This is a genomic window from Mycobacterium sp. 1423905.2 (genome assembly GCF_001673155.1).
Lineage (GTDB): Bacteria > Actinomycetota > Actinomycetes > Mycobacteriales > Mycobacteriaceae > Mycobacterium.
The window spans coordinates 1-2,720 of sequence record NZ_LZLE01000060.1; the positions used below are offsets into that span (position 1 = coordinate 1).

1 protein-coding gene and 2 pseudogenes are annotated in these 2,720 nt (G+C 62.9%); 1 reads left to right on the plus strand and 2 read right to left on the minus strand.

From position 1 onward, the window contains the following. Window positions 1-1,097, plus strand: a pseudogene (locus A9W95_RS03725) (fatty acyl-AMP ligase); the annotation flags it as partial. Window positions 1,098-1,118: 21 nt separating this feature from the next. Here A9W95_RS03725 and A9W95_RS03730 read toward each other — a convergent pair. Further along, the gene (locus A9W95_RS03730; protein WP_156745982.1) at window positions 1,119-2,270 is read right to left on the minus strand and encodes a hypothetical protein; all 1,152 of its coding nucleotides are present in this window, start codon (window positions 2,268-2,270) and stop codon (window positions 1,119-1,121) included. A gap of 49 nt (window positions 2,271-2,319) precedes the next feature. After that, a pseudogene (locus A9W95_RS03735) lies at window positions 2,320-2,720 on the minus strand (glycosyltransferase family 2 protein); the annotation flags it as partial.

Here is a 2,720-nt window from a genome sequence, read left to right on the forward strand (position 1 = left end):
CCAGCAAGCCCCGGCCACGGACTGAGGTGAACGCATGGGCCTATGAGCGCGCGTGCCTACCGATCGATCCGGAACTCGGGCCGGGCTGGCATGTGGGTGTACTCCCCATAGTGGGCGGCGGAACCGCGGTGAGCCTGGTGGCGTCGCACACGCTGGTCGACGGGCTGGCGGTGTGCCAGGTGATCGCCGATGCCACCCAAGGTCGGACGCATGATCTCGGCTATCCCCCGCCTGGCTCACGCACGCGGGCGCGCGCACTGCTCGATGACGCTCGACAGACTCTGAGATCGACACCCGAATTGGCGCGGGCCGCAGCGACCATGGTGCGAATGGCTCGGCAGGGTCGCAAAGAACTCGCCTCGTCGATTGCCGCAGCCCCACCGCCCGTCCGCGCAGGCCACGATGCCCCAGCCGTGGTGCCCACCTTGGCGGCGTATGTCGACCTAGCGGAATGGGACGCTTGCGCGAACAGGCTGGGCGGCACCAGCAATTCGCTTTTTGCGGGATTCGCCGCACGGCTGGGCGTGCGGATGGGGCGCCGGCTCGACGATGGATCAGTCACCTTGGCGTTTCCGGTGGGCGAACGCACGCACGGCGATACTCGCGGCAACGCTCTGACCTTCGCCTCCATCACGATCGACCCGACCGATGCGGCGGCGGATCTCAGCGAGATCCGGCACAAGCTCAAACGGGCCCTCACCGAACTGGCGACCGAGGCCAACGAAATGCTCGGATCCCTTCCACTGGCGGCGATGACTCCCAAGTGGGTGGCCCGGCGATTAGTCGGCGTTGGCTTGGGCTCCGCCGGTGTGCCGATCGGGTGCTCGAACTTGGGACAGTTGGATCCCGCAACCGTTCGACCAGACGGCACCGAAGCCGATTATGTCTATGGGCGTCTGATTGAGCCGGGCATCACCAGGGCCGCCCTGGAACGCATGGGAGGACAACTGTTCGTGGCCTCTGGACGAGCCCCGGACAAAGTATTCATCACCGTCATCGCCTACCGTCCGGGCCGACCGAATTCTCCAGAAGAACTGCGCGAGGCCGTTTCTCAGACTTTCGCGGAGTTCGGATTGGATCCTGAGATCGAGTGCTGACGGGACGATGAATCAGGTGCATCATTCAGCCGCCGCTGGCACTGCTCGATCGTGCGTTGCTGGCGCCCGCGCATAGATCAGCACCAGGGCTCCGATGAGAAGAGGTAGCGGGAAGGTGATGTAAATGCTTCCTTCCCAGTCCCAGCGCGGCGACTGCACGAACTCCTTGATTGCCTCGGGCACGAAGAGGGAGAACATCGCCAGATACATGCCGACCATCCAATAGTAGGCCATCGGCTTCATTCGCAAGGCGATCCACCCGAGACTGCAAGCCAACAAGATAATGACAGCCACGCGCGCACTGAGCCCGGCACCGTTGGTAGCGCGGCCGAACACGTGCATCGGTTGATACATGTGACCCATGCGATGAGCCCAGACGGCGAAAATCCCGTGCAGCAATCCAGACGTCAGCAGCATCGACACCGTGAAATAGCAACCCGTGCGACGGTCCTTGAGGAAAACGCCGTAGCCGAGGATGGTCGTCATCAACACGATCGGTATCCGCGCGGTCGCAACGAATCCCGCTACCACTCCTAGTATCAGAGCCTTCCGCGACGAGTCATCAAGCCTTTCCGCGGCGAGCGCAAGGCACACCAACGCGAACGAAACGACGAACAAGTCCTGACCGTTGGTGATCTGCGCCTGAAAACTTGGCTGGAGAAACACCAAGACAAAGAAGACGCCCGCCGCGTATCGGTGGTCCCTCCGCAGCAGAAGGACCACAAGACCGAGTGACAGCGCGCCCAGGATGGCGGTCAGGTGCGGAAGCGTAAAGGGCGACAACAACATAAACCAGCCGGGTCCAGGGCTGATCGGCGCGCCATCAGCCAGGTGGTCACGATACGGTTCATGGCCGTGCACGAGCAGCCAGGCGGGCAGTTCGAGTGCGGGCGCCGAAGTGGCGAAGTGCGGTGCATTGCGCACCGCAAGGTAGTGCCGCTCATTGCTCGCCGCCACCAGCACGAGCAGCACGCCGATCACTACCACGACAGGCAAGCCACCACCGAGGAACGACAACTTGGCCGGTTCACGCAACATCCAAAAGGCAAGCGCCGTCAACAGCGCCGCATACACAGTTCCGATAACCAGGCCTTGTGAGGATTGGGCGGTCGTGACGGCGATCGAGCTCACCAAGGACAGCAGTCCGAACTGAACAAATAAACCGATCCTCAACGCAGACGTATCCTCGTCTGCCGACGCCGGACGAAACACTCACCCTCCCCTAGCTGGAGCCGCTCACCGCCGAAGTGGGTTCGCGCGCATCGATGTTGGCGCGAAACTGATGGGCGCGCCGGAACTCGCCGAACAACGCCGCGGCCATTGCTTTGACGTGTCTCCACCGTTGCGGCCCAAGAATCGCCACCTCGATGAGCATCGACAGCCACGCCGGCAACCACCACACGGCGGCAGTCAGCCGGACGCCGGCCGGTGCGGCTGGATCCACGATCATCCAGGTGAGGATGCGGTGCTGGTCGAGCAGGTTGCGCCGAGCGGCCATGACCCGAGTGGTTTCGGTGGCGGTGGTGTGGCTTCGCACAGAGAGTTGCTCCGGGACAAAGCAAACAACTGATCGCAACATCAAGCGCGACCAGAAATCGACGTCGACGAGTTGGTAGATGTCGG